Source organism: Tropicimonas sp. IMCC6043 (genome assembly GCF_004146235.1).
Lineage (GTDB): Bacteria > Pseudomonadota > Alphaproteobacteria > Rhodobacterales > Rhodobacteraceae > Tropicimonas.
Window position 1 is genome coordinate 1 of record NZ_SELO01000101.1, and the last position, 3,022, is coordinate 3,022.

The window sequence follows — 3,022 nt, forward strand, 5'->3', positions numbered from 1 at the left end:
AAACAGACCATCCGGAAACGCCGCTTGCAGCATCAGAACGCTGCCGCATAATCTCAAACGGAAACCGAACCGGAACTCTCGCTACGAGAAACCTCGCGATCTCCGAAATACTCTGACGACGGACACGCCGCGATTGCCTGCCTGGTGACGACAGAGGAAGTCTTCGAGATGTTCAAGGAGGACGCCGCGGACCCCTTAGATCATTTCCGCGACATCTCCACCTTCGGCGGCTGTACTGCCGGCCCCGCCGCTGCGCTGGAGAATATGCGCATCATCGAGGAGGAAGACTTGCTCGCCAACACGACAGCGATGGGCACTCGGCTGATGGCGAACCTGGACGGCCTGATGGAAAAACACGCCTGTATCGGTGATGTGCGCGGCAAGGGGTTTTTCTGCGGCGCCGAACTTGTCGTGGACCGCACGACGAAAGAGCCGGCGTCGGAGAAGCAGGTTCAGGCAGTGGTAGCCGATTGCGCGGCGCAGGGCGTCCTTATCGGGGCAACCAACCGCTCCCTTCCGGGGTTCAACAACACGCTCTGCCTCTCGCCGGCATTGATCGCCACGGCGGACGATATCGACCGGATTACGCGTTCCATCGACGGCGCGCTTGGCCGTGTCTTCGGTTGACCGTTGCAGGGTCATGTCAGGGTGTGATGTCAGGCGAACTTGGCTTGCGGCGGCGCTGGGGAGGCGCCGACCCAGTGCTGCTCCCCGACATTCGGACACCGGTGCAGGCTACGATTTGCAGTCCGCTGATCTTCGACAAGAAGGAGATCAGACTTTCGAAACAGAAGCAGCACGCGCATGAGTTCAAGACAAAGGTGGCGCTGGCTGAACAACAGGGCGGAGAATTCGCATCTGCCGTTTCGACGACGAGAGCAGGCGATGCAACGCTTCCGGCGGATGCGAAGTTTACAGAGTTTCGCATCCGTCCACGCCTCGGTCCACAATCATTTCAATTCGGAGCGCAGCCTCTCCTCCAGAGCAGATTTCAAGGCAAACCGCTCCGCCGCTCTCACCGAGTGGCGTCAACTGGGCACGGCATAAGGGGCAGGATCACTCTCCATTCGGAGACCGGTTCGAATTGGTCTGACACCACCTTTTCTCGGCCACCGCGAGTTGCCGTGACAGCTCCGCTCTGGTTGGTCGCCGGACCGTCCTCGCAGGCGCTAACTTGGCGTCCGGGTTATGATCGGCATTGTCGCGCCTTCCGCACGCGGTCGGCGACAGCGTCCAACGCCGTTGTGAGAGCGGCGGCGCCGCCTGATGAGATGAAGGTCGCGAACATCTGCTCATTCAGTCCACCCGGCGTCGAGTGTTCCTCGCGCAGGGTTTCGAACGGCGTACCGTCGGCCTCGCTGCCTGTCTTGGTAAGCCCCAGGAAGACAGCATTCAGGTAGTTCTGTGCCGCGTCGCGTTCGGCGCCGTTTTCCCGAAGCCATTCGGCTGCCAACTCAAGGATACCGAAATAGGTACCCATCAGCGAACTGGCGGTGGCATAGGCGTCGAATTCGTCGAGCGTCTTCGCCCCGATGACGGTCCCAAGAGGCCCGAAGACTTTCTCGCCCACCGGGTCATACGGAAAGAGCGCGGTGACACCACTAAGCGCCGCGACGGACGGCAGCGGGATCGCCCGGAAGATGTCGAGCGGTGTGCCAATCCAGTCCGCGAGAGTTTCGGCTTCGACGGTGGCGATCAGGCTGCATACATGCTGTCCCTCGGAAAATCGGAGAGGTGATAGAGCGGCGTGGGCGTCTTGTGGCCGGATGGCGAGGACCACGAGTTCGCTCCCTTCGACAATGTCCTGATTGTCGGAACAGATGCGCACCCGATCGCTCGCGTCGGCAAGCCGCGCCGAGATGACGCTGCTGCGCTCCGATACGAGAATCTCCGTCACATCCGCCTGCGCACGCAGAAGTCCGGTGACAATGGCCTCGGTGATCGCGCCCGTGCCTATGAAGCCGAGTTTCATCCTGTCCTCCTCGTGTTTCAGATAGGGTGAGACAATGCGGGAACGGGCTGACAAGGTCGAGACCGATCCACATCGTTCCGCGGGCAGTCCGCGAGCCAATGATCGGTGATCCCGGCGACCTGGTTGGTCACTTGACAGGGACCGCCGCGATCGCACGCCGTCAGGGGAGGGGACGCGACCGGGATAGAACGTTCTTTGGCGCGAAGGCGCCTTCTGCGAGGCGCTCAGATGTCGCTCATATCTTTCATATTGCTTGAAAAATCATTTCTTTGAAGTCGGGATAACTGTCCGACCGACCGAAACGCGGCACCGATCCCCGTGACCGTGACTTTGCTTGTCCAGTTCTGGGTTGTGATGGGCGCTGAAGTTCGGGCGCATCTAGACTCATTAGCTCCGCCGTCGCCGGGCACGGCCCACCGATCGTTGGTAGGCATCTGGATGAAGTCTTCCTCAAGATCGGCGGCAAGATCGTCTATCTCTGGCGCACCGCTGACGACGAGGCGAAGTGCTTGACATACGGGTTCGATCGAAGCGGGGTCGGAAAGCAGCACTGAAATTTCTGCGGAAACTCGTGAAGCGGCTGGCTTACGTCCCTGATGCAATCGCGACGGATCGCCTTTGGTTTTTCAGCGCCGCCATACGCAATTTGGGTCCTGCTGAGCGGCACGTGACCGGCGGGCGATCCAACAATCGAGCAAAGGTTTCGCATCAGCCGACCCGGCGCCGGGAGTGGCAACAAATTCGATTCAAGTCGCCCGGATCGGCGCAGCGCTGCCTGTCCTCCCACGCCGCTATCGCCAATCACGTCAATGTCCAACGTCATCTGAGTTCCCGCCGCACGTTACAGACCCTCGGCGCGAGGGCCATGGCCGACTGGCGTGAGATCGTGGCGGCCTGAGCCTGCTCTCGGAAGGTGCTCCTGGCTAGGTGTTTGATCCCACGGTTTGATGGTGCGATCCATTCGCTGGAATGGAAGGAAGCCCTATGGGACAGGTACGTCACGGCAGCGCCACGACCACGCACGCCATCCGAGCAGCAATACAGCGATCG

General features: G+C 60.8%; 3 protein-coding genes and 2 pseudogenes. 3 read left to right on the forward strand and 2 right to left on the reverse strand.

Going from position 1 to position 3,022, the window contains the following annotated elements:
• Positions 1–120 precede the first annotated feature (120 nt).
• Both EU800_RS25800 and EU800_RS25805 read left to right on the forward strand, forming a co-directional pair.
• Positions 121–627, forward strand: a pseudogene (locus EU800_RS25800) (aminotransferase class III-fold pyridoxal phosphate-dependent enzyme); the annotation flags it as partial.
• 198 nt (positions 628–825) lie between these two features.
• A pseudogene (locus tag EU800_RS25805) lies at positions 826–1,047 on the forward strand (DDE-type integrase/transposase/recombinase); the annotation flags it as partial.
• A gap of 139 nt (positions 1,048–1,186) precedes the next feature.
• Here the strand turns inward: EU800_RS25805 and EU800_RS25810 are convergent.
• Both EU800_RS25810 and EU800_RS27085 read right to left on the reverse strand, forming a co-directional pair.
• Positions 1,187–2,128 (reverse strand): pyrroline-5-carboxylate reductase, encoded by a 942-nt coding sequence (locus EU800_RS25810; protein ID WP_256369794.1) that lies wholly within the window; start codon positions 2,126–2,128, stop codon positions 1,187–1,189.
• Between the two features lie 68 nt (positions 2,129–2,196).
• Positions 2,197–2,523, reverse strand: coding sequence for a hypothetical protein (locus EU800_RS27085; protein WP_165354858.1), 327 nt, complete (start codon positions 2,521–2,523; stop codon positions 2,197–2,199).
• On the opposite strand from EU800_RS27085, the gene EU800_RS29235 reads away from it, so the two are divergent.
• Positions 2,478–2,870, forward strand: coding sequence for a DDE-type integrase/transposase/recombinase (locus EU800_RS29235; RefSeq protein ID WP_129636321.1), 393 nt, complete (start codon positions 2,478–2,480; stop codon positions 2,868–2,870). The genes EU800_RS27085 and EU800_RS29235 overlap by 46 nt on opposite strands.
• Positions 2,871–3,022: the final 152 nt, after the last annotated feature.